This window comes from Neorhizobium galegae, assembly GCF_021391675.1.
In the GTDB taxonomy this organism is placed as follows: domain Bacteria; phylum Pseudomonadota; class Alphaproteobacteria; order Rhizobiales; family Rhizobiaceae; genus Neorhizobium; species Neorhizobium galegae_B.
In genome coordinates this window covers 1737323-1758661 of record NZ_CP090095.1, presented here as the reverse complement: position 1 = coordinate 1758661, position 21339 = coordinate 1737323, and the positions used below count along the sequence as shown (strand labels likewise).

Sequence of the window (21339 nt, the reverse complement as noted above, 5' to 3'; positions counted from 1 at the left end):
GGCAATGATCCGCCGGGTCGCCATGAGACGGTAAGGATAAAGGTAAACCTCAATCCCAACGAGACGGTGTCAGAAATCGCCCAAAGCGTATCCGGTGCCACGTACGGTCCGGATCACGTTGTCGGACTTGCCAAGGCTGATGACTTTGCGAAGCCGGCCGATATGGACATCGATCGCGCGCTCGTCGACGGTCGTGTCGTCGCCCCACAGGGATGCCTTGAGCTCCGAGCGGGAATAGACCTTGCCCGGTGTCCGCATCAGGAATTCAAGAAGCTTGAATTCCTTCGGCCCGAGCTTGACCTCCCGTTTCTGCCGGTGAACCCGATGGGCTTCCCGGTCGAGCGTGAGATCGCCGACCTTGAGCATATGGTCCAGGAGGGCGGGATTGACGCGCCTGAGCAGGTTCTTCACACGGACGACGAGCTCGACCGGGGAAAATGGCTTCATGAGGCAATCGTCGGCGCCCGCCGCCAGCGCGGTAAGGTGAAGGCCTTCGCCACCCGACGGCACGAGGAGGATGATCGGAAGGCGCGACAGGACGGGATCGAGACGCACCTCGCGGCAGACCTCGAGACCTTGCACGCCCGGAAGGTCCGAACTCATGACCAGGATATCCGGCGGAACGGCTTTCAAGCGATTCGAGATCTCGGCTCCACTTGCCAGCATCGACACGACGAAGCTGTCGGCCACGAGGGCTTTCTGCAATATCAGACGGAACGACTCGTCGTCGTCGACCAACAGGACCCGCGCGCTCATCTCGTGGCCACCAACTATGTTTCCATGGAGTATCCGGCACCGCGGACGGTGCGGATGACATCCTGCATGTTGGAGAAGTTGAGTGCCTTGCGAAGTCTTCCCACATGGACATCGACCGTACGCTCGTCGACATAGATGTCGTGACCCCAGACGCCGTCCAGAAGCTGCGAGCGGGAGAAGACCCGCCCCGGCGCCGCCATCAGGAATTCGAGCAGGCGGAATTCGGTCGGGCCAAGACGCACTTCGCGGCTCTTGCGGTGAACGCGATGGGTTTCCCGATCGAGTTCGATATCCCCGCAGCGGAGCACGCTGGAGAGCACTTCGGGACGGGCCCGGCGCAGCATGGCCTTGACGCGCGCCATCAGTTCCGGCGTCGAGAAGGGTTTTACCACATAGTCGTCGGCACCGGTGGCGAGGCCGCGAACACGTTCGCTCTCCTCGCCACGGGCCGTCAGCATGATGATCGGCAGGCGCTCCGTTTCCGGGCGCATGCGCAGCCGGCGGCAGAGTTCGATGCCGGAAACGCCGGGCAGCATCCAGTCCAGGATCAGAAGGTCCGGTACCCGCTCCTGAAGCCGAATTTCGGCTTCGTCGCCCCGCAAAACGGTATCGACCTCATAACCCTCGGCTTCCAGATTGTAGCGAAGAAGCACGCTCAGCGCTTCTTCGTCTTCTACGACAGCGATTTTTGGCAGCATTCTTCAGCCTGCTCCGTCAACATTCCGTCTCTATTCGGTGATCGCGCCGAGCGTGTTCGACGAATCGTCCTTCGGACGATCGCCTTCCGGCTGGGCGCCTGTCGTCATGTAGTAGATGGTCTCGGCGATGTTGGTGGCGTGGTCGCCGATACGCTCGATGTTCTTGGCGCAGAACAGAAGATGCGTGCAGGTGGTGATGTTGCGCGGATCCTCCATCATGTAGGTGAGGAGTTCGCGGAACAGCGAGGTGTACATCGCGTCGATTTCCTCGTCGCGGCTGCGGATCGCCTCGGCCTTCTCCGCCGAACGCGTCGAATAGACGTCGAGGACGTCCTTGAGCTGCACGAGGGCAAGATCGGAGAGATGCTCCAGACCGCGGGCGAGCTTGCGCGGAACGCCGGTGCCCTGAACCGCGATGACGCGCTTGGCGGTGTTCTTGCCAAGGTCGCCGACGCGCTCCAGATCGGAGGCGATGCGCAGCGAACCGACGATCTCGCGAAGGTCGGCTGCAACCGGCTGGCGGCGGGCGATCGTGATGATCGCCTTGTCGCCGATCTCGCGCTCGGCGTGATCGAGGATCACGTCGTCGGAGATGACCTTCTGCGCGAGTGCTGCGTCGGAATTGACCAACGCCCGCACGGCGTCCGAGCACATCTGCTCGGCGAGGCCGCCCATTTCGGAGATGCGGCGGCTCAGGTATTTCAGTTCGTCGTCATAAGCCGACAGGATATGGGTCGATGCCATCTTCTAGTCCTCAAAATTGATTTTCAGGCGGCACAGTCGGCTGGATCAGCCGAAACGGCCCATGATGTAATCCTGGGTGCGCTGGTCGTCGGGATTGGTGAACATCTTGTCGGTGTCGTTCTCCTCGACGAGCTGGCCGAGATGGAACATGGCGGTGCGCTGCGAGACGCGGGCAGCCTGCTGCATCGAGTGCGTCACGATCACGATCGTGTAGTTGGCACGCAGTTCATGGATGAGTTCCTCGACCTTGGCGGTCGCGATCGGGTCGAGAGCCGAGCAGGGTTCGTCCATGAGGATGACTTCCGGCGACACGGCGATCGCGCGGGCGATGCACAGGCGCTGCTGCTGACCGCCGGAGAGGCCGGTGCCGGATTCGTGCAGGCGATCCTTGACTTCACCCCAGAGACCGGCGCGCTGCAGGCTCGCCTCGACGATCTGATCCATGTCGGCCTTGTTCTTGGAAAGACCGTGGATGCGCGGACCGTAGGAAATGTTCTCGTAGATGGTCTTCGGGAACGGGTTCGGCTTCTGGAACACCATGCCGACGCGGGCGCGAAGTTCCACGACGTCGATGTTATTGTCGTAGATATCGTCCGCGTCGAGGGTGATCTTGCCGGTGACGCGGCAATTCTCGATCGTGTCGTTCATGCGGTTGAGGCAGCGCAGGAAGGTGGACTTGCCGCAGCCGGAAGGACCGATGAGAGCCGTCACAGTGTTTTCGCGGACGTTGAGGTTCACGTCGAAAAGCGCACGCTTTTCACCGTAATAAACCGAAACGTCCTTGCCGATCATCTTGTGGGAAGCATCGCTCATCTTTTGGTCCAGCGCCTTTTCTACTGCCGATTCTGACATCATATTCATTGTCATACTCCTTCTACCAGCGCCGCTCGAAGCGACGCCGCAAGAGAATTGCGCCAACATTCATTAGGATGAGGAACAGGAGCAGGATGATGATTGCTCCCGAGGTACGCTCGACGAACGCGCGCTCCGCTTCGTTCGCCCACATGTAGATCTGGACCGGCAGCGCCGTCGACGGGTCGAGCGGCGTGGTCGGATAGTTGGCGACGAAGGCCACCATGCCGATCAGGAGCAGCGGCGCGGTTTCGCCGAGTGCGTGGGCCAGGCCGATGATGGTGCCGGTCAGGATGCCCGGCATGGCAAGCGGCAGGACATGGTGGAAGATCGTCTGCATCTTCGATGCGCCGAGCCCGAGGGCGGCCGCGCGGATCGACGGCGGCACGGCCTTCAGTGCCGCGCGGGTCGCGATGATGATCGTCGGCAGCGTCATGAGGGTGAGCACCAGACCACCGACCAAGGAGGCGGAACGGGGCAGGCCCATGAAGTTGACGAAGACCGCCAGACCGAGAAGACCGTAGACGATCGAGGGAACGGCCGCGAGGTTGTTGATATTCACCTCGATCAGGTCGGTGAACTTGTTCTTCGGCGCGAACTCCTCGAGATAGATCGAGGCCGCGACGCCGATCGGCAGAGCCAAGACGAGCACGATCAGCATCATGTAGAACGAGCCGATGAGCGCGACGCCGACGCCGGCCGCTTCCGGACGGCTCGATGCGCCGTTGACGAAAATGCCGCTGTTGAAATGCTTGGCGAGCGCGCCGCTGTCGGAGAGCTGCGTCATCCAGCCGAGCTGCTGGTCGTTGATCTTGCGGTTCTCCTGGCTGACGGTGAGGTCGATCTGACCCTTGTAGGCCGAGTCGATATCGCCGGAAGCAAGCAGGGTGACCGTCTGCGTCGTGCCGATGATCGCCGGATTGGCGACGACCAGGTCACGCAGCTGAACACGCACGCCATCCGACAGCATCTGGCTGACTGCGCGGGCTGCGACACGGTCGTCCACGCTGACGTTGAGCAGCTTGGCGAGAGCGTTGCGGGCGACGACCGGATAGTTCGCCGTCATCAGCTTCTGCGGGTTGGTGGTCCGTTCGTTCTGCGGGTCGATGATCTGCTGCGAAAACTCGACCGGCATGGTGATCATGGTCTGCTGGAAGGCGGTGTATCCCTTGGAGACCACCGACCACAGCAGAAGCATCAGGAAGATGATGCCGAAGGAAAGCGCGGCGATGCCATAGGCACGGAAGCGACGCTCGGCGGCGTAACGGCCCTTGATGCCGATATCGCGACGGACGGCCTTGGCCTTGGGGATGCCGGCGGCGGGAGAAACCACATCGGTCATTCGTACTGCTCCCGGTATTTGCGCACGATATAGAGCGCGTAGATGTTGAGGCAAAGCGTGATGGCGAACAGCGTGATGCCCAGCGCGAAGGCAACCAGGGTCTGCGGCGAGGTGAACTCGAGGTCACCCGTCAGCTGGTTGACGATCTTGACGGTCACGGTCGTCATCGGCTCGAACGGATTGATCTGCAGGCGGGCGGCGACACCGGCCGCAAGCACGACGATCATGGTTTCGCCGACGGCGCGCGATGCGGTCATCAGGAGCGCGCCGACGATGCCCGGCAGAGCGGCCGGCAGGACGACCTTCTTGATGGTTTCCGACCGGGTGGCGCCGAGACCGAGCGAGCCGTCACGCAGGGCACGCGGCACTGCGGTGATGATGTCGTCCGACAGCGAGGAGACGTAGGGGATCAGCATGATGCCCATGACGAAACCGGCCGTCAGAACGCTCTGTGCCTGGATGAAGTTGGCGTAGTCGCCGGTGACCAGGCCGTTCAGCTGCGAAGAAATGTCGCGAAGGAACGGACCGACCGTCGTCAATGCGAAGAAGCCGTAGACGATGGTCGGAATGCCGGCAAGCACTTCGAGCAGCGGCTTGGCAACCGCGCGGACTTTCGGCGAGGCGTATTCCGACATGTAGATTGCCGAAAAGAGGCCGATCGGAACCGCGAAGAGCATCGCGACGAAACCGATATAGAGCGTGCCGAGCAGCAGCGGAATGAGGCCGAACTGACCTTCGGAGCCACCCGAGCCCGCAGCCGCAAAACGCGGATCCCATACCGTGCCGAAGAAGAATTCCCAGGCGGGAATGGCGGTGAAGAAGTGAGTAGCTTCGGTCAGCATCGATGCGACGATGCCGACCGTGGTCAGAATAGCGATCGAAGAAGCGACGACGAGGCTGCCGAGAACCACTTTTTCCACCCGGTTGCGGGCGCGGAAGCGCGGCGCGATCTGGCGATAGGCGAAGAGGGCGCCGCCGATGGAAACCCCCAGAACGACGATCGTCATCAGGATACGGCTGACGAAGGTCATCCTGTTCAGTTCGGCAGCCGCCTTGACCATGAAGGGCTGCGGATCACCCGCAAGCGGAACGCCCTTGGCGCCAAGCGCTGCACGAAGCTCCACCGGACTATTCTCGATGCGGGCGATCTCGTCGCCGGTCAGCGCATTCATGCCGCGGGCAATCGAGGTGATCATGCCGTAGCTCAGGCCCTGCTCGGCCTGCGATTGGGTTTTCACCTCTTCGGGAAACGCACCGCGCACCGAGGAGCTGATATACATGGGGCTGGCGACCAGCCAGACAAAAAGAATGACGACGGCCGGCAAGATCGCCCAGACGGCGACAAAAGAACCGTAATATCCAGGCCGCGAATGAAGTTTGGAGGAAATTCCTCCGACCAGTGCCATTGCATACCGGGCACCGGCGACGTAACCGGCTATGCCGATTATCGCCAAAATCAACAATATTAGTGATGTGTTCATCATAATCCCCCGGCGTACCGCCTTCGGCGGCAACCCATCACCGCCCAGCTCCGGTCATCGGAACCGATCGCATCGCCGTCGCGCCTCGCGCAACACCATCGCCGCAAGAACGACGATCCCCCACCGAGGCAAAAGCCTGCGGCCGGAGAGAAACGGCGCCGCCGAAGCGGCGCCGTTCTTTTGATTACATGGACTTGCCAGCGGTAAAGTCCTTGCGGGCCTGTTCGCGCTGCGCGTCCGGAGCGGCAACCAGACCGTACTCGATGAGCGGCGAGTCAGGGCCGATCATGTCGTCGGAGAGGAAGAACTCGACGTATTCCTTGAGGCCCGGGACGACGCCCAGGTGAGCCTTCTTGACGTAGAAGAACAGCGGACGGGAAACCGGATAGGTGCCGTCAGCGATCGTGGCCGCGGTCGGCTTGATGCCGCGCATGGTGGCGACCTTCAGCTTGTCGGCGTTGTTTTCGTAGAAAGCGAGGCCGAATACGCCGACGCCGGTCTTGTTGGCAGCGATACGAGCGAGCGTCTCGGTGTAGTCGCCGTCGATGTCCACGGCAACGCCGTCCTTGCGAACAGCAACGCAAGCCTTGGCCTGGGCAGCCTTCTCAGCGATTTCCTTGGCGATGACGTCGGTTGCGCCGGAATCCTTGCAGCCTGCGGCAAGAACGTTCAGTTCGAAAACTTCGCGGGTGCCGTGCTTTTCGCCCGGGATGTAGGCGGCGATCGGGCCCTTCGGAAGCGTCGGATTGATCTCCGACCAGTTCTTGTAGGGGTTGGCGACGAGCTTGCCGTCAACAACGACCTGAGCAGCGAGAGCCTTGTAGATGTCCTTCGGCTCGAGCTTCATGTCACCGTTGCTGCTGGCAGTCGCGAAAACGATACCGTCGTAGCCGATGCGGATTTCCTGGACGTCGCTGACGCCGGCGGCCTTGCAGGCTTCGGCTTCAGACTTGTTGATCGGGCGGGAAGCATTTGCAATGTCGATCGTGGCTTCGCCGACGCCCTTGCAGAATTCCTTGAGGCCAGCGCCGGTGCCGCCCGACTCGACGATCGGGGTCTTGAATTTCGGGAAGGCTTCGCCGAAAGCTTCCGCAACGATCTTCGCATAGGGAAGAACGGTGGAGGAACCGGCAACCTGAACCTGATCGCGAGCCGTTGCAACGCCTGCGGTGGCCAGCAGAATTGCGGCTACAGCGCAGCTTCCTAGATACTTCTTCATGGATTTCTCCCTTGGAATTCGGATTGACGCTTGGGCGTCGGCTACCCTCTATCTGTTGCTCATTACAGTTTTGTGACAGATTTATTTCATTTGTGAAAAGGACGCGCCCCAGCATTTGCACAGGTTTGCACCGTCCGTGCCCGCTCCGGCAGAAGGGACAGAATATGGGTTATGACAGCGATATTGGCGAGGGTGGACACTTCCACCGCCGCAGTTCATCGAACGCATCAGGATAGTCTGATCCGGTATCGGTGACATCCTTGTCCGAGGTCGTGCAAGAGCCCGCCGGATCGTTGCCACGGAACAAAGGAAGCCTCGACCTGGCCGGCGGAACGCCTCAGTCGCTCCGCGGCACGGTGTCGAGCCAGGTCGAGACCGTGTCCTGCGTGCGCTTCTCCTGATCGGCCTCCAGGGAAAAGCCGGGGCGGACGATTGCCTTGGGGGCATGAGCCCCGACGACGCTGATGCTGTTGCCCGGGCCGTAACCGCCGTGGGTCATGAACGGAACGACCTGCTTTCCCGCCAGGTCGTGGGCCAGCAGGAATGATCGGATCACCGGCGGCGCGGTCATTCCCCAGATGGGGAAGCCCAGGAAGATCGTGTCGTAGGATTGAATGTCGGCAACGAAATGCGTGAGGGGCGGCAGATAGGCGGATTTGGTCTCTGCCGCAGCCTGGGCGACCGTTGCCTGGTAATCCTCCGGATAGGGCGTGGCCGCTATGATTTCAAAGAGCGTGGCATCGCGGGCACGCCGGATCTGTTTCGCGATCACCCGTGTGTTCCCGGTTCGGGAGAAATAGGCCACCAGCACGCGGGGCTGCGGAGCTGCGAGTGCCGGCACCCGGGGTATGGCCACACCTGCGGCCGTCAACGATATCGCCTTCAAGAGCGTGCGTTTCGGGATCTTATGGCTCACGCCCCGCCTCCTCTCAGGACTCGTATTTGTAGAGCGCCGCGCGATTGAACGGATCGATCTTCAGCGCCGAGACCTCCCGGAGGGCGTCACCCCGCCAATCCGTAGCCGCCTCACACGTCGCACCAATGAGCATCGTCGTCCTCGCCGCGGCGTCGTACGGCTTCCATTCCGGCATGCGATCGTTGTTCGGGTTTCCGGTCCGCGCGAAGTTCGCGAATGCCGACATCAGGTTCATGGAGGTCTCCATTGCCTCGTCGCCCGACCCGGTCATCTCCCCGGCCTCGTTCACGGTGCCGAACGCAAACGGGATATCGACGGCATGCGGCGAGCCGAGCACGCCGTTTTCCCACGGGATGGGCCAGTTGAAACTGTACATGTAGACGGGAGCCTGGCCGGATGCGCCCGACTTGGTCTCGGCGGCCCCCGTCAACGGAAGACGGAACTGTACGTCGGAGGCGACGGCGACCAGGATGTCGGACGGGGTCATCTCGGGTGACGCCTGGCGGTACGCCGCCACGATGGCATCGACCTTCCGGTCGCCGATCTTGAACACCGTGCGCATCCTCATCCGCATCTGGTCGTCGGTGAGCTTGAAGTTCCGCATGTCGCTCTGGAAGAACAGGCTGGCCTCCGTCTTGGTGCTCCCCATCATGAGCGGCACCTTGGCATGCATTGCGAGGCCTTCCGCCGTCATCGGACGGGTGACGATGTGCTTTCCGTCGATGACCGGGCGGGCGCCTTCGAACGAGGCGGCCACGGCACGGTTGCGCGAGTCGAGCACGGTCTGCATCGGGATCTGCTGCGCCACCGCGAGGTTGTTCGGATCGACACCGAGCTCCCTGATGAACGCGTTGGCATAAGGCTCCATGGCCTCCGCCGGATCGACGTTGAGGCCGGCCGCGCCGCTCATGCTGATGGCGCGATGGAACAATCCTTGGGCCTTCGGCATGGCCAGCAGGGTCATGATCTTCGACCCGCCGCCGGACTGTCCGAAGACGGTTACGCTGCCGGGGTCTCCGCCGAATGCAGCGATGTTGTCGCGGACCCATACCAGTGCCGCAACGATGTCGAGATTGCCGGCATTGGCTGCGTCGCCGAAACGCTCGGCATCGAGGTGGGACAGGTTGGTGTAGCCGAATGCGTTGAGGCGGTGGTTGATCGTGACGACCACGACGTCGCCGTAGCGGGCGAGATTGCTCCCGTCGAGGCCGGCACCGCCTCCCCCGCCGTTGATGTATCCACCGCCATGGATATAGAACATCACCGGGCGATTGGCATTCCTGTCCAGGTCGGGCGTGAAAACGTTGAGGACGCAGCAGTCCTCGCCGAGCGGCTCGTTCTGGTTATACCAGCCGAACACAGGCCCGCTCATTCCGGTGTTGATCTGCGGGCTGAGGGGGCCGTATTTCGTGGCATCGCGCTCGCCTGACCAGTCCTGCACCGGTTGCGGAGCCTTGAAGCGATTGGCACCGGCCGTGCTTGCGGCATAGGGGACCCCCTTGAAGCCGAAGGCCCCCTTTGCAAAGGAGCCGCGCAGGACGCCATTCCTGATCCCGACGGTTGCGGATTGGGCCGCCATCGACACGCTGCCTCTGAAAAAGACTGGCGCGGCCAGGCCGACTGCCAGGGTGGAAAGGAACTTGCGTCTGGTCTGCTGCCCGATTTTCATCGTTTTCTCCATGCCCTCGATCTCGCAAGGAAACCTAGTCCGACTTGCTTCCATCGAAAAGATGGTGGAATGCTCTAGGGCCTATTAGGAAAACTTATCGATGGCCAAGCTCTATAACGACCTTGCAGTGTTCGTCGCCGTGGCCCGAGAAGGGAGCTTCACGAAGGCCGCGGCGAGATTGAACGTCTCGCAGTCGGCTTTGAGCCAGACGATCAAGAACCTGGAAGAACGTCTTGGGTTGCGGCTTCTTGCACGGACATCCCGAAACATCTCTGCCACGGAAGCGGGCGAACGCCTTCTGGCGTCGCTCGGGCCCCGGTTCGAGGAGATTGACGCGGAGCTTGATTCATTGATGCATCTGCGGGAGCGTCCTGCCGGAAGGATTGCCATCACGTCGAGCCGGCACGCGGCAGACACAATCCTGTGGCCGGTGCTCGAGAAGTTTCTCCGCGAATACCCGGAGGTGAAGATCGAAGTGATCGTCGATGCGACCATGGTCGACCTCGTGGCCGAGCGGTTTGATGCCGGGGTTCGTCTGGGGGAACAGGTCGAGAAGGACATGATCGCGATGCGCATCGGGCCTGACCTGAGAATGGCGGTGGTCGGCTCACCGTCCTATTTCGAAAAGCAGGGACTGCCGGTAACTCCCGAGGATCTGACGCATCACAACTGCATCAACATCCGGATGCCCACCTCCAAAGCCATCAACGCGTGGGAGTTTGAGAAGGCTGGAAAAGTCGTGAACGTCAGGGTCGACGGACAGGCGGTGTTCAACAGCGGTTCACTCAGGATCAACGCGGCCCTCACCGGCCTTGGCATCGCCTACATGCTGGAGGACTACGCCCAGCCATACATCGAGGACGGACGCCTGGTCCGGGTTCTTGAAGATTGGTGCCCGCCCTTCGCTGGCTATCATTTGTATTACCCGAGCCGGCGGCAGCATTCCCCTGCATTCGTGCTCCTGCTGAACGCGCTTCGTTATCGCGCCTAGGTTTCGGTCAAAGCGACGATGCACTGTCGGACGGGGCATGTGGGGAGCAGGCTCCCAATGAGACCAAGGTCCCCGCCCCCACCGGACCTTGGTCCCGAAGGCAGGCTCATTGGTCCTAATCCCATGGATTTATATCCGCCCCTGCTCCAGAATGCGGGGCATGTGAAAAGCCACGAAGCGCAAAACTTCTTGTGGCTTTGGCAATGCATATCGAGGAGATGGGTGAACATGAACAAGGTCCTCAAGAACGGCATCGTCGTCCTTGCGCTCGCCGCAGTGTCCGTCGGCGCAGGCGTGACCGGGTTTCCGGACCTCGCCTTGGCCAAGGATGGCAATGGCGGAGGTAATGGCGGCGGTGGTGGTAACGGTGGCGGCGGCGGAAACGGTGGCGGCAATGGCGGTGGTCGCGACAACGTCTCGAATCATGGCAATTCCGGCAAGGGCCGGTCGACTTCGGCCAGTCTCGGCTCCGGCAAGGAGCGGACGAAGAAGGATGCCGACCGCAAGGTTTCGAACGGAACACCCGCGCAGAAAGCCAAGCCGCAAGCCGCAAAAGTGGCGGGCCTCAGCTCCCTGAAGCGCAATTACCACGCCTATCTCAACACCAGCGATCCGCGGATGACCTCGCTCTCGGCCTACGTGAAGGCCTATGCGCAATACGAACTGACGAACGGCATCGACCCTGCCGCCACCGATCCCGAGCTCGGCGAAGCCGCGCTTCGCGATGCGCTGGAGGATTTCGCGGGCGCTCCGGTGACCGACGAGGCCTTCGGATGGGCGCAGGACGAGCTTGGAGTGGGGCCGGCGGTCGGCAAGATCGACCAGGTCCGCGACCAGCTCGACTCGGACGCAGCTCTCTGAGAGCCGCCCCTCTAAACCGACAGCGCCGTACGCCTCCCGGCATACGGCGCTTTGAAGATTGTCGAACCGCGACGATACCCTCTCCAGATCCGATGGATCCGGAGAGCTTGCGGCACTAGAACTTGTAGTTCACGCCAGCCTTGAGCGTCTGGTCGCGCACGTCGGTCCTGGAGGAGACGCCGCCGGAAGTGCTGCGGACATCGTTGGTCATGGTGTAATTGTATTCGACCCGGGCCGACAGGTTGTCGGTGAGCTTCTGCTCGACGCCGGCGCCCAAGATCCAGCCCGGCTTCCAGCCGTCCGGACCGGATGTGCCGTTCTTGCCGCCAAAGCTGGTGAGCGCAGCACCCGCGGTGCCGTAGACGAGCGTCTGGTTGAAGCCGACGCCGGCCTTGGCCTTGGCGGCGACGCGGCCCTTTTCCGTGATCTTGCCGCCCGGTACGCGGCTTTCTACGTTGCCGAGATGCGAGGCTTCGATTTCCGCGCCGACGACGCCGGAATCGAGGTCCATGTTGTAGCCGCCGTGAGCGCCCAGAACGAGGCCCTTGTCGCCATCGAACGGGTTCAGCTTGCGGGATGCCATGCCGAGATCGGCACCGACATAGGCGCCACCCCAGCCCGCTTTCGGCGCGCCGGCAGGTTCGTTATAAGCCGGCGGTTCGGAATAGGGCGCGAGGTCGGCAGCCCAGAGGGGCGTGGCGAAGGATGCGGCGAAGATCGCCAGGGCGAAGGGCTTCTTGTTCATGGTCTTGGCTTTACTCCGTACAGCACCTGCGTCGCGAACACATGCAGGCGGTTACTCAAAAGGTTACGCACCGCGCGGCAGTCACGGTCATCCCAACCAAGCCCCTCAGGCCCGGACCGCCGGCAAGTATCCATTCATTTTTCACGAATTCATAAAGACTTCCTTAACTCGCCGGCTGCGAGTGGCGGAGAGCCGATCAACAAGTGTAACAGCATCGAGAGCAGGCTTCGGTACCGATGGAATGAAACCGCGTCGCCCAGAACCGCTCGATACGGATGCTGCGGACACCAGTGGGAGCACGCAGCTTCGGCGCCCCGTCCGATCTCCGGGTCCAAACCAAGAATCGCCAAGGGATAAGTGTCTTATAAAACCATCCCTCCGCTCTTCATCAATCCGTCGCAGCCGCGAGAATTTGGCCGCCATTGCGCTCCTGAACGAGCAGAGCACGTTTCTCGTTGGGCTTTGCCGGCGATATCGTCTGGCTTTGTGCCTTGCCGTTCCACAGCCCAAGATGCGTCAGTTCGCGCACCACATGTGCATGGGGCAATGTCTCGCCGGCATTTTCGCCGCGCGCCACGGGAACCTCGACAAGGCCCGCATCATAGCGGACCAGCCAGATATCCGCAGGCGACGCCGGTTTGCCGCCGCCGTCGATCGTTGCAGTATCGCCCTTCAGGCGCACGGCAGGTCCGGCAAGCGGCCTCTCTGCTGAAATCAGGCTGCGGACTTCACCGAGATCCTGGCCGACCGTCGAAGTGCGGCCATTGATGACCATCTGAGGCGTGAACGGGCTCGACTGACCCAGCGCCGGTTCGTAGGTTACTTGGCGCTGGGTGAACTCCTCCTTGCCGAAAATGTCCTTCCAGCCGAGATAGTCCCAATAGGTCACGGCGAAGCTGAGCGCCAGGATGTCGGGATCGCTGCTCAGCTTGACCAGATTGGCATTGGCGGGCGGGCAGGACGAACAGCCCTGGCTCGTAAACAACTCGACCACCACGGGATTTCGCGCGCCGGCCGAGGCGGGCGCGGCGCCCAGAAGGCTCAGGGACGCGGCGGCGAATGCGAGACGAAACGAATTCCGGTTGTTCACGGGGATGCTCCTTGCAGCATGGCCATTACAGCCTCATTCGCGGCCGGCAGCACCCCGGTTACAGGCTCACGCTTTAGTGACCATTCGGGCTCGACCGGGGACGTCACCACACCTTGAACCGGTCCGTCGGCAACCGCCCCGTCTCTGCAAAAATCGTTAAATAACTCGGCGTCAGGAACCAACCGTCGGCCGGCGTGTTGGGGGAACGCAATTCGACAACAAACTGTGTTCTTTCAGGAGGTTCACCATGGGACGCGGCATTCTGCTTTGGCTTCTCGGCATCCCGCTGCCGATCGTCATCCTTCTCGTTCTCTTCATGCGTTGAGGAGGCGGAAAATGCCCATTTCATCCACAGGCTCCGCGGTCGCAACTCCGGTGGAGTCGTCAAAATCTGCGATCGCATGGGGCCCGATCATCGGCGGCGCGGTTGCCGCCATCGGCATCAGCCTCATCCTCATCCTTTTCGGTTCCGGCCTCGGCCTCACCATGATCTCCCCCTGGTCGGGTGAAAGCAGTTCGGCCGCCACCGTCGGTATCAGCGCCGCGATCTGGCTGGTGGTGGTGCAATGGCTGTCGGCAGCGCTCGGCGGATATCTGACCGGCCGGCTGCGCACCAAATGGGCCGCAGTCCACACCGACGAAGTGTTCTTCCGCGATACCGCCCACGGCTTCGTTTCCTGGGCCGTCGCAACCGTCTTCGTCGCGGGTTTCCTCGCTTCGTCGCTCGGTTCGCTTGCCGGCGCCGGCGCTCAGGCGGTCGGCTCGGCGGCGGCGACTGCCGGCGTCGCCGGTACCGCAGCGGCCGCGTCGTCGGACAGCTCGTCCGGCGGCACAGATATGGCGACGTCCTACTTCACCGATGCGTTGCTGCGTCCGCAGCAGGCCCAGGCCCGCGCCCAGAACGACGACGGGGCGGCCACCGCGGAAGTGTCGCGCATTCTTCTCAACGGTGCCGTAAAGGGCGGCGTGCCGGAAGACGACAAGGCCTATCTGGCAACCATCGTCGCGGCCCGCACCGGCCTTTCGCCGCAGGATGCCCGTGCCCGCGTCGATGCGGTCCTCAAGCGGATCGAGGATGCCAAGGTCGCCGCCCAGCAGGCCGTGGACGAGGCCCGCAAGGCGGCCGCCACGACCGCCCTGGTCGGCTCGCTGTCGCTGCTCGTCGGCGCGTTCATCTCCTGTGCAGCCGCCGCCCTCGGCGGCCGCCAGCGGGACGAGGAGGAAGACCTGCTGGTCGCGACGCGCTACTAGACGCCGCGATCATGATCGAGCGGCCATGCGAAAAGCGTGGCCGCTCTTTTCGCGTCTCAAGGTTTGCCGGCGCGGATATGCAGGAAGATCGGCGCAACGCGGGTATCGGCAACGACCGGTTCTGCCAGCGCCACCTCTTCCGACGCCATCGGCTCGCCAAAGGCTTCGATCACCAGCCCGGCCTCGACAATCATCGACACCCAGGTGGTCAGCGTCCGGTGGAAACGCGGCACCGCAAACGGCGTCAGCTTCGCCCGCTCCTCGGCCGGGATGTCCGAAAACAGCCAGCGTTCGATGCGGCCATCGGTCTCGTCGAAATAGTCAGCGATCTGCACCGCCACGGCCTCGCCCGTCTCGTCGCGGATGTTCTTGCGCGTCGGCGGCACGAAACAGGGATGCAGGATCGAGAACTGCAGGAAGCCGCCGGGTTTCAGCACACGGCAGATGCCCGTCAGCACCCCTCGCTGATCGGCCATGTCCATCATCGACATGAAGGCGGTGACGAAATCGAAGCTCTCGTCCGGGAAGTCGATCCCCTGCCCGTCACCGAGCACATAAGTGACGCCGAGCGGATCGGCAGCCTCCGTCTCGCGGGCATAACGGATGAAGGTCGGGGCGATGTCGAGGCCGGTCATATTGGCCCCGCGCCGCGCGACCTCGCGGGTATTGGTGCCCTCGCCGCAGCCGAGATCGAGGCCTTTCAATCCGGCGACCGGCGGCAACATCTCGAGGAAGGCCGGCGTATTCAGCGCATCCCGATATTTGTCGTAACCCGCCCGCGAATAGATCGTCCAGGTCTCGGCATTGCTCTCCCAATGGGCGCCGACATCAGTCGCATCCATGCTCGTCCTCCTCTCAATCGTCGAATGGGCCGCGAGCTATACCGCCACGCGATGACTGTGGAAAGACGAGAGAAGTGCCTCCCGGCAGCCGAAACCGCCGGAAGGCCTTTGCGAGAACCGGTCCCCGCGGTCAAAAACCCGGAAAGCGGTTGCGGTGGAAACGGGACACCTCCTCGCGAAAGCCGATATCGCGCAGCAGGTGCTCGTCGATCATGGGCAGCGCCCTGAGCCTCGCCCGGCCCCGCTCGCCATCGGCATCCTTCACCGTAACGCAGGGATTGAGCCAACGGCCGGAGATCAGGGCGATGGCGCCGAGCAATGTAGTGGCAGGCATGCTCCTCCCTCCTCCCTCAGGCCGCGGCCGCCGGCAGGCAGGCGTCGCAGATCGCCTGCAGGTGCCGGTGGTCGGTGCCGCAGCAACCGCCGAGCACCCGCATTGCCGGATGGTTTTGGCGCAGCCTCCGGTAACGGGCGCCGAGATCGCGCGGATCGCCGATATCAAGCTCCGTCGACTCGTCGAGTTCCTGGTGGCTCTTGGCGGACGCGTTGGCGCGAATGCCCGCGATCCGCTTCACCCAGGCCTCGCCGCGGACAAGCGCATCCTCGAAATGGCTCGGATGGGCGCAGTTGACCATGTAATAGGCCGCGTAACCATCCGTCGCCGCATCGGTCTCCTCGATCGCCGCCTGCAGCGTCTTGCCGTTGACGAGCCTGCCGTCGGTCTCGACCGTGAAGGAAACGACGCAGGGCATGCCGGCACGTTTCGAGGCCCGGACGATGCCGACCGCCTCGCCGACATTGTTCATGGTGATCGCCGAGATCATGTCCGCCTCGCTGTCGGCAAAAGCCTCAGCCTGGAAGGCGTGATAGTCCTCGGCCGCCAGGGGCTCCATGTTGCCGTCCTTGTAGCCGTCGCCGCGCGGTCCGATCACGCCGTTGAGGACGATCGGGGTGCTTGGCCGTTCCCACAGGCGGCGCAGCTTCTCGACATAGTCGACCGAGCGGATGTTGAGCGCCCTCAGTGCCGCGCGGTCGTAACCGAGCTGCGGCCCCCAATCGGCATTCGCCCGCCAGGTCGGCGTGTCGAGGATGAAGCCGAGGCCCCGCTCGCGGGCGATCGCCAGGTAGGCCTCGTAATATTCGGTCAGTTCCTCGCGGCCCTTTGCGGCATCGAGAAGCGGGAAGGCGGCGAAGGCCGGAAGATCGATGCCGCGGTGGAAGACCAGCGTCGTCTCGAGCCCGCCGTCGGAAAGGAAGTCGCCGCGTTTGAGCTGCGGCAGGTTATGGCGATACTTGGCCATCATCTGTCTCCTGTGGTAAAACATGGCAAGCGGATCCCGGCTTTGCTCCGGGCCGCTCTGGGAATGACCGATTTTTTGCAGATTTCCGTGCCGAGCTTCTAGTAAGCTTACGGTACAGCCGGTATATTTTTTGAAATTCTCTAGAATTCACGGGAGGTTAGCATGTCTCAACGGACGGGTATGCTTGACGCTGCCGATGCTGGGCAGGGCGAAACTGTACCGGCGGTCAAGTTTTCGGAAACGCGGGAGACACGCAAAGGGGCAGCCACCCGCGACCGCATCCTGGAGATTGCGGAAGCCGCGGTGCTCGCCAAGGGCTTCGCCGCCACCTCGATCGACGAGCTGATCGCCGAAGCCGGGATCACCAAGAGCGGGTTCTTCTACCATTTCCGGGACAAGAACGAGCTGGCGCGCGCGATGCTGCGCCGCTATGTCGCCGAGAACGACCGTATCTTCGACGATATCTTCGGCCGGGCCCGGGAGCTCAACGACGATCCGCTGCAGGCTTTTCTTCTGGGGCTGAAGTTGCTCAGCGAGCTGGTGCGCAATCTGCCGGGCGGCCATCCGGGCTGTCTGATCGCCTCGGTCTGCTACCAGGAGCGGCTGTTCGACCATGAGGTGCTGACGCTGAACTCGGATTCGATCCGGTCCTGGAACGCGCGGTTTCTAGGGTATATTGAGGAGATCGCCACAATCTATCCGCCGCGCGAACCGGTCAATCTGGTCGATGTCGCCAACATGGTGTCCTGCGTCATGGACGGGGCGATCATCATGTCGAAGGCGCTCAAGGAGCCCGCCCTGCTGGAGCGGCAGGTTCTCGCCTACCGCTCCTATGTCAAACTGCTGTTTTCGAAATAGGCCGGAGCCTGATTACTGCAGCGTGCGCTGGTAAGGCTGCATGTCCGGCGAAGTGCCCGGAGCAACACCCGCTTCGCCGCCATCGAGGCCGGTCGCGACGACCGAGACGCGGAACTTGCCGTCGAGATTGCGGTCGAAGATCGCGCCGACGACGATGTCGGCATCGTCCATGACCTCGTCGCGGATGCGGCTTGCGGCTTCGTCCACCTCGAACAGCGTCATGTCGGAACCGCCGGAGATCGAGATCAGCACGCCCTTGGCGCCCTTCATCGAGATGTCGTCGAGCAGCGGGTTGGCGATCGCGGCTTCGGCGGCGAGCAATGCACGACCTTCGCCGGAAGCTTCGCCGGTGCCCATCATCGCCCGGCCCATGCCCTTCATCACCGATTTCACGTCGGCGAAATCGAGGTTGATGAGGCCTTCCTTGACGATCAGGTCGGTGATGCAGCCGACGCCGGCAAACAGCACCTTGTCGGCGGTCATGAACGCGTCGGCGAACGTGGTCTTGGCGTCGGCGATGCGGAACAGGTTCTGGTTCGGGATGACGATGACGGTATCGGCGGCGCGGCGCAGTTCCTCGATGCCGGCATCGGCCGTCTTCATGCGGCGGTTGCCTTCGAAGGTGAACGGCTTGGTGACGACCCCGACGGTCAGGATGCCGGCATTGCGGGCCGCCTGGGCGATGACCGGTGCGGCACCGGTGCCGGTGCCGCCGCCCATGCCGGCCGTCACGAAGCACATATGTGAGCCGGACAGGTGATCCATGATCTCGTCGATCGACTCTTCTGCTGCAGCGCGGCCGATCTCCGGCAGCGAACCGGCCCCGAGGCCTTCGGTCACGTGAGCGCCGAGCTGGATACGGCGGGATGCCTTGGAGGTCGCCAGAACCTGCGCGTCGGTATTGGCGGCAACGAAATCGACGCCCGCCAGCTCCTCGGCGATCATGTTGTTGATCGCGTTGCCACCGCCGCCGCCGACGCCGATCACGGTGATCTTCGGCCGCATTTCGGTGATCTGGTATTTCTTGGCGTCCGTCATCACAATCTCCTTGGCATCGGCACCCGCCGGCCGGGCGGCCTCGTGGCACCCGAATCACATGTATTTTAGCTCGGCAACAAGGCAGAGGCTTGGCGAAAGAACAAGCTTTGGGCCACAGAAAGCGTCCTCATGAAATTTTCCACAAGTTGGGTGGAACTTTTTCCGCTCACAGCAATTGTGAGGATTCGATCACAAAAGAGAGAGGAGCCCAGCGTATCATGCCTACGTCCGCTGCACGTACGTCCATCGCCCCGCCGGATGAGCATATCCTCACCGTTCAGGAGGCCCTCGAACCGCTCTTTCTTGCGCTCGAAGAGGAAGCGGAGATCAAGATGGTTGCCGCTGCCGTCAAGGCCGGTTGGTCCGTCGAAGACGCCGTCGCTGCGATCGACGAACTTCGCCGGACAGAGCTCATATCCGCCAGCTGGGCCCATTGATCCTCCCAAAAACTCGCTCGCCTGAGTGCCGAAGATGTCCTAAACCTACCGCGCTGCAATAAGCATTGGCGAGGACATCATGACCATCAGGAATATCTGCATCTATGGTGCGGGCGCTCTCGGGGGCACGTTTGCGACGAAGATCGCAAGCGGGCTCGGCGCGGAGGCCAATGTCTCGATCGTGGCGCGCGGCGCGCATCTCGCCGCCATTCGCGACAAGGGCCTGACCGTCGAGCAGGGCGGCGATACCGCGCCGCTCAAGGCGCGCGTCACCGCCACCAGCGACCCGTCGGAGCTGCCGAAACAGGACCTGATCGTTACCGGTCTCAAGGGACACCAGCTTGGCGATGCCGCCGAGGGCCTTGCCGGCCTTCTCAAGGAAGGCACACGGGTCATCATGATCCTCAACGGCATTCCCTGGTGGTATTTCCATCGGGATTCCGAAAGCGGGCATGCGGAAAGACAGCTCCCGGAACTCGATCCGGAAGGCAGGCTCTGGCGGCTGGTCGGGCCGGAACGGGTCATCGGCTGCGTCGCCTATCAGGGCGCGGAAGTGACCGAACCCGGCACCATTCGCCTCAATGGCGAGGGCCGCTTTTTCCTCGGCGAACCCTCCGGCGAGCTTTCGCCGGACCTGGTGTCAATCTCCGAGCTTCTCGGCCGCGCCGGCCTCAACATCATCCCAACCCAGCGTATCCGTAACGAGATCTGGACCAAACTGATGGGCAACGCCGCATACAACCCGATCAGCGCGCTTACCCGCGGCCGGATGAACAGCATCATGGAAAATCCAGTGCTGGTCGCGCAGGTCGGCAAGGTGATGGCGGAAACCAAGGCCGTTGGCGAGGCGCTCGGCGCGGTCTTCAGCAGCGGCGTCGACCAACAGCTCGGCCGTTCGGGCGGTTTCGGCCCGGTCAGAACCTCGATGCTGCAGGACCTGCTTGCTGGAAAGGCGCTGGAGATCGTTCCGCTGACCGGCATGGTGGTGGCGCTCGGCAAGCTCGCCGGCGTGCCGACCCCGACCTGCGAAACGGTGCTGGCGCTGACACTGCAGCTCGACCGCGAAAACCTCAGAAACTGATTCAAGTGTTTCCGAACGAGAATCCGCAGATGCCGGCAAGTGCTTGAAATCGAACCTATGCCGGCCTTTTGGCCGGCATAGCATTATTTTGATTTTCACTTCTTGACCTGCTCCGCCCAGTTCGGCGCGTTGCTCTTGCCGTCCAGGAAAGGAAGCACGGTCGGCGCCAGGGCCGGCGACGCGAATGCTTCGTAGTGGGTCAGATCGGGCAGGATCGCCAGCCGGTTCTTCGGCATGTTCTCACGCATCCAGCCGGCATCCTTCAGGCCGCCGCCGAGCTTCTGATAAAACTCGACGATATGCTCCGGGCGCACCATGTCGCTGTCGCCGAAGACCAGCATGACCGGCATGGTCAACCTGGCGACCGCATCGGAGAAATCGTAGTCCCGGCGCATCAGGTCGCCCATCGCATCGAGGAGCCGCGGGAATTCGGAGACATCCGAAGCCACGGCCTTGTAGGAGATGAACATCGGCGTGTCCTTCATCATCTCGGCCATGGCACCGGTGACGGACTCCTGCTGCGGGATCATTTCCGGAAAGAAGCCGCGCTTGGCAAACGGTGCCGAGGCAATGACGAGCCGCCGCACCTTTTCCGGCGCCTGAGCGGCCATCTGCAGCGCGATGCCGCCGCCCATGGAATAACCGAGCACATCGACCTGGCGGAAGCCGAGTTCGGAGACGATCTTGCCCATGTCGGCGCCCATGGCCTCCAGGCTGATCGGACGCTTGCCGAGCGGGGTGCGGCCATGGCCCTGGAGATCGACGGCGATGACCTGGCGGTGCTCCGTCAACGCCGGCATGATCGGGGCGAACATGTCGATGGAGCCGAGACCGCCATGGAGCAGCAGGAGCGGTTCGCCTTCCCCGCGGATCTCGTAATAATAGCTGATGCCGCCGGCCTCGACACGGCCCTTCTTCGACGGCTCGGCGGCGGCCGCCGCCTGCGGTGCGGCCGATTTCGGCTCCTGCGCTTCGGCGAATGCCGGAACGAACGATGCGGCAAGGGCTGCAATTGCGGTGGCGATTATCCTGATCGACATGATGTCCTCCTCGGGAATTTGGCTGGTGGTGATGCCCCAAGGACGGAGAGGAAGAGCCCGAGCCTACAATCCACGCCACAAAAATCCTGGCGCAAAGAAAATCCCGCCGCGAGGAGACGGCGGGACA

Annotated in this window: 23 protein-coding genes; 6 read left to right on the top strand and 17 right to left on the bottom strand. The window is 62.6% G+C overall.

Annotation, left to right across the window (positions count from 1 at the left end; all coding sequences use genetic code 11):
- Window positions 1-69 precede the first annotated feature (69 nt).
- The 9 genes from LZK81_RS08850 to LZK81_RS08810 all read right to left on the bottom strand — a co-directional run bounded on the left by LZK81_RS08850 (window position 70) and on the right by LZK81_RS08810 (window position 9677).
- On the bottom strand, window positions 70-756 hold the full coding sequence (locus LZK81_RS08850) for a winged helix-turn-helix domain-containing protein (protein WP_233955874.1): 687 nt from the start codon (window positions 754-756) through the stop codon (window positions 70-72).
- A gap of 14 nt (window positions 757-770) precedes the next feature.
- A complete protein-coding gene (phoB, locus tag LZK81_RS08845) occupies window positions 771-1454 on the bottom strand; it encodes a phosphate regulon transcriptional regulator PhoB (protein WP_037084667.1) in 684 nt (227 codons plus the stop codon).
- 30 nt (window positions 1455-1484) lie between these two features.
- Window positions 1485-2198, bottom strand: coding sequence for a phosphate signaling complex protein PhoU (gene phoU / locus LZK81_RS08840; RefSeq protein WP_038539431.1), 714 nt, complete (start codon window positions 2196-2198; stop codon window positions 1485-1487).
- Between the two features lie 45 nt (window positions 2199-2243).
- Window positions 2244-3059, bottom strand: a complete 816-nt coding sequence (pstB, locus tag LZK81_RS08835; protein WP_046605410.1) for a phosphate ABC transporter ATP-binding protein PstB — start codon at window positions 3057-3059, stop codon at window positions 2244-2246.
- Window positions 3060-3072: 13 nt separating this feature from the next.
- Window positions 3073-4392: a phosphate ABC transporter permease PstA gene (gene pstA, locus LZK81_RS08830; RefSeq protein WP_233955872.1), complete on the bottom strand. Its 1320-nt coding sequence runs from the start codon at window positions 4390-4392 to the stop codon at window positions 3073-3075.
- Complete coding sequence (gene pstC, locus LZK81_RS08825; protein WP_233955870.1) at window positions 4389-5873, bottom strand: phosphate ABC transporter permease subunit PstC; 1485 nt, start codon at window positions 5871-5873, stop codon at window positions 4389-4391. The genes pstA and pstC overlap by 4 nt, the downstream gene beginning before the upstream one ends.
- Before the next feature lie 184 nt (window positions 5874-6057).
- Window positions 6058-7092, bottom strand: coding sequence for a substrate-binding domain-containing protein (locus LZK81_RS08820; protein WP_233955868.1), 1035 nt, complete (start codon window positions 7090-7092; stop codon window positions 6058-6060).
- Between the two features lie 337 nt (window positions 7093-7429).
- A complete protein-coding gene (locus LZK81_RS08815) occupies window positions 7430-8008 on the bottom strand; it encodes a flavodoxin (RefSeq protein ID WP_052753564.1) in 579 nt (192 codons plus the stop codon).
- A gap of 13 nt (window positions 8009-8021) precedes the next feature.
- Complete coding sequence (locus tag LZK81_RS08810; RefSeq protein WP_233955866.1) at window positions 8022-9677, bottom strand: carboxylesterase/lipase family protein; 1656 nt, start codon at window positions 9675-9677, stop codon at window positions 8022-8024.
- Between the two features lie 100 nt (window positions 9678-9777).
- Between LZK81_RS08810 and LZK81_RS08805 the strand changes: the two genes are divergently transcribed.
- Together LZK81_RS08805 and LZK81_RS08800 are read left to right on the top strand one after the other, a co-directional pair.
- Entirely contained in the window at window positions 9778-10668 is an 891-nt protein-coding gene (locus LZK81_RS08805; RefSeq protein WP_233955865.1) for a LysR family transcriptional regulator, read from the top strand.
- A 228-nt stretch (window positions 10669-10896) separates the two neighbouring features.
- The gene (locus LZK81_RS08800; protein WP_233955863.1) at window positions 10897-11529 is read left to right on the top strand and encodes a hypothetical protein; all 633 of its coding nucleotides are present in this window, start codon (window positions 10897-10899) and stop codon (window positions 11527-11529) included.
- Between the two features lie 115 nt (window positions 11530-11644).
- Here LZK81_RS08800 and LZK81_RS08795 read toward each other — a convergent pair whose 3' ends face one another.
- From LZK81_RS08795 to LZK81_RS08785, 3 genes are all read right to left on the bottom strand, one after another.
- On the bottom strand, window positions 11645-12274 hold the full coding sequence (locus LZK81_RS08795; RefSeq protein ID WP_037084677.1) for an outer membrane protein: 630 nt from the start codon (window positions 12272-12274) through the stop codon (window positions 11645-11647).
- Window positions 12275-12662: 388 nt separating this feature from the next.
- On the bottom strand, window positions 12663-13364 hold the full coding sequence (locus LZK81_RS08790) for a DUF1223 domain-containing protein (protein WP_233955861.1): 702 nt from the start codon (window positions 13362-13364) through the stop codon (window positions 12663-12665).
- A gap of 103 nt (window positions 13365-13467) precedes the next feature.
- The gene (locus LZK81_RS08785) at window positions 13468-13713 is read right to left on the bottom strand and encodes a hypothetical protein (protein ID WP_233955859.1); all 246 of its coding nucleotides are present in this window, start codon (window positions 13711-13713) and stop codon (window positions 13468-13470) included.
- Here LZK81_RS08785 and LZK81_RS08780 point away from each other — a divergent pair.
- On the top strand, window positions 13701-14615 hold the full coding sequence (locus LZK81_RS08780; protein WP_046605419.1) for a membrane protein: 915 nt from the start codon (window positions 13701-13703) through the stop codon (window positions 14613-14615). The genes LZK81_RS08785 and LZK81_RS08780 overlap by 13 nt on opposite strands.
- A gap of 56 nt (window positions 14616-14671) precedes the next feature.
- Here the strand turns inward: LZK81_RS08780 and LZK81_RS08775 are convergent, their stop codons facing one another.
- The 3 genes from LZK81_RS08775 to LZK81_RS08765 all read right to left on the bottom strand — a co-directional run bounded on the left by LZK81_RS08775 (window position 14672) and on the right by LZK81_RS08765 (window position 16758).
- Complete coding sequence (locus LZK81_RS08775) at window positions 14672-15457, bottom strand: class I SAM-dependent methyltransferase (RefSeq protein WP_046605420.1); 786 nt, start codon at window positions 15455-15457, stop codon at window positions 14672-14674.
- Window positions 15458-15587: 130 nt separating this feature from the next.
- Window positions 15588-15791, bottom strand: a complete 204-nt coding sequence (locus LZK81_RS08770; protein WP_233955857.1) for a hypothetical protein — start codon at window positions 15789-15791, stop codon at window positions 15588-15590.
- Window positions 15792-15807: 16 nt separating this feature from the next.
- Window positions 15808-16758, bottom strand: coding sequence for a homocysteine S-methyltransferase family protein (locus LZK81_RS08765; protein ID WP_233955855.1), 951 nt, complete (start codon window positions 16756-16758; stop codon window positions 15808-15810).
- 162 nt (window positions 16759-16920) lie between these two features.
- Here LZK81_RS08765 and LZK81_RS08760 point away from each other — a divergent pair, with 162 nt between their 5' ends.
- A complete protein-coding gene (locus LZK81_RS08760) occupies window positions 16921-17616 on the top strand; it encodes a TetR/AcrR family transcriptional regulator (protein WP_233955853.1) in 696 nt (231 codons plus the stop codon).
- 12 nt (window positions 17617-17628) lie between these two features.
- Here the strand turns inward: LZK81_RS08760 and ftsZ are convergent, their stop codons facing one another.
- Complete coding sequence (gene ftsZ, locus LZK81_RS08755; RefSeq protein ID WP_046605422.1) at window positions 17629-18654, bottom strand: cell division protein FtsZ; 1026 nt, start codon at window positions 18652-18654, stop codon at window positions 17629-17631.
- A gap of 218 nt (window positions 18655-18872) precedes the next feature.
- Here ftsZ and LZK81_RS08750 point away from each other — a divergent pair, with 218 nt between their 5' ends.
- Both LZK81_RS08750 and LZK81_RS08745 read left to right on the top strand, forming a co-directional pair.
- Window positions 18873-19091, top strand: a complete 219-nt coding sequence (locus tag LZK81_RS08750) for a hypothetical protein (RefSeq protein ID WP_046605423.1) — start codon at window positions 18873-18875, stop codon at window positions 19089-19091.
- 79 nt (window positions 19092-19170) lie between these two features.
- Window positions 19171-20172: a ketopantoate reductase family protein gene (locus LZK81_RS08745; protein ID WP_046605424.1), complete on the top strand. Its 1002-nt coding sequence runs from the start codon at window positions 19171-19173 to the stop codon at window positions 20170-20172.
- A 95-nt stretch (window positions 20173-20267) separates the two neighbouring features.
- Here the strand turns inward: LZK81_RS08745 and LZK81_RS08740 are convergent, their stop codons facing one another.
- The gene (locus LZK81_RS08740; protein WP_233955851.1) at window positions 20268-21212 is read right to left on the bottom strand and encodes an alpha/beta fold hydrolase; all 945 of its coding nucleotides are present in this window, start codon (window positions 21210-21212) and stop codon (window positions 20268-20270) included.
- Window positions 21213-21339 lie beyond the last annotated feature (127 nt).